The sequence below is a fragment of the Flavobacterium sp. Arc3 genome (assembly GCF_041431375.1).
GTDB lineage: Bacteria > Bacteroidota > Bacteroidia > Flavobacteriales > Flavobacteriaceae > Flavobacterium.
In genome coordinates, this window is record NZ_JASMRI010000053.1 from 1 (window position 1) to 2,147 (window position 2,147).

The 2,147-nt window shown below is 32.6% G+C and carries 1 protein-coding gene; it reads left to right on the forward strand.

Annotated features, from left to right (window positions below):
- Nucleotides 1–415 precede the first annotated feature (415 nt).
- Nucleotides 416–2,032 (forward strand): alkaline phosphatase PafA, encoded by a 1,617-nt coding sequence (pafA, locus tag QO200_RS19220; RefSeq protein ID WP_371543600.1) that lies wholly within the window; start codon nucleotides 416–418, stop codon nucleotides 2,030–2,032.
- Nucleotides 2,033–2,147: the final 115 nt, after the last annotated feature.

The window sequence follows — 2,147 nt, forward strand, 5'->3', positions numbered from 1 at the left end:
TGGTACTGCAGTTATGTGGGAGAGTATGTCGTCGCCTTTCTTTACCCTGAATTTATTTCAGGGTCTTTAAAAACCCTGTTCTAACGAACGGGGTTTTTTGTTTTTAATGGGATCGTCGCGTTCGCTAAGCTCGGTTCGTCGCCTTTCTTTAATCTGAACAGGTTTCAGGGATCAAGTCGAAAACCTGTGGAGCGATAAAAATTAGGGATCAAGTCGAAAACGGATCAAGTCGAAAACGGATCAAGTCGAATACCTGTGGAGCGATAAAAATTAGGCATAAATATTAGTTAGCCTAAAAAGAAAGTAAATCTTTAATTTAATGTTAAATCAATTTACTTGTTAGTCATTATTACTGTAGATGTAAATCAGTTTGTTGTTTAATGCTTATTTTTGTATTCAAAAAATAAATTTAAAGATGAAAAAACTAATTTTGTTTTTGGCTGTTATTATCATGTCAAATTTACAAGCACAAGAGCGACCTAAACTGGTTGTTGGTATCGTTGTTGATCAAATGAAAATGGAATACTTGTATCGTTTTTCAGATGATTTTTCGCCTAACGGATTTAAAAGATTAATGGGTAATGGGTACACGTTTCAAAACATGCATTTTAATTATATGCCAACGTATACTGCTCCCGGACATGCGTCGATTTATACAGGAACTACACCTGCAACTCATGGAATTGTAAGTAATGAGTGGTTTAGTAGAAAGTTAGGTAAAGAAATGTACTGTACCGATGATGTAAGCGTAAGCACTGTGGGAGACGGAACAAAAGAAGAAGGTGAAATGTCTCCTAAAAATTTGCTGACCACGACTATTACAGACGAATTGAGAATGGGCACTAACTTTAAAGGAAAGGTAATCGGTTTGAGTCTTAAGGATCGCGGCGCCATTTTACCAGCAGGTCATTTTGCAAATTGGGCTTTTTGGTATAGCAAAACGGGTTCTTTTATTTCTAGTTCTTTTTATGGTGAAAAACTACCGGATTGGGTTCAGAAATTTAATGATGAAAAGCATTATATGCCATACATCAATAAAGGATGGGATTTATTAAAACCGAAAGCAACTTATGATGAAAGTTTAGAGGATAATAATCCATATGAGGGTAAGTTATATAATAGTACTTCTCCAGTTTTTCCTTATGATTTAAAGGATATGTATGCTAAGAATGATGCTGGTGTATTACGTTCTACTCCGTTTGGTAATAATCTATTAGCTGAATTTGCGATGAAAGCAATAGAAAAAGAAGAATTGGGGAAAGATAATATCACTGATTTTTTAACGGTTAGTTTTTCTTCTACGGATTATGTAGGTCATTTATTAGGACCAAGATCTATGGAATTACAAGATACTTACTTGCGATTAGATCAAACAATTGCTGATTTCTTAAATTATTTAGACAAGACAGTAGGGAAGGATAATTATTTATTGTTTTTGACTGCGGATCATGCTGGTGCTGAAAATGTTAATTACTTAAAAGATCATAAATATAATGTAAATAGCGTTAGTCCAAAAGACATTAGGAATAATTTAAAGGATTTTTCTATCAAAACTTTTGGAGCTGATTTAGTTTCGAATTACTCTAGTTTTAATTTATTTTTTAATAAAGAAACTATAAAAGCAAAAAACCTGGATTTGAATGTAGTTAAAGAGGCTTTTAAAGGGTATTTAATGACTCAAGATTATGTAAAAAGAGTTTATACTGAAGAAGAAATTTTACATTCAACAGGAAATGATTACTATTTGAACTTTATTGCTAAAGGATATGATGTTACTCAAAATGGTGATTTAATAATTCTTGATAAGCCTGGATATATTGAATATCAAGGTACGGGAACTTCTCATGGAACAACTTATACTTATGATACGCACGTTCCGGCAATTTTTTACGGATGGCATATTAAAAAAGGGGAGTCTTTTAATAAAAAGGAGATTACTCAAATTGCTCCTACGATAGCTCAGAAAATAAAAGTTTCTTTTCCTAATGGAACTGAAGCAAACGTTCTGGAAGAAGTTTTAGGTGATAAATAAAATAGCTTTAGAATAATAAAAAAATCCCATCTCTGTAAATAGACTGCCCCCAAAAAGTTAGACACTATTTGGGGGTATTTTTATGGAAAGAAAAGTCAAATATGATTATACATTT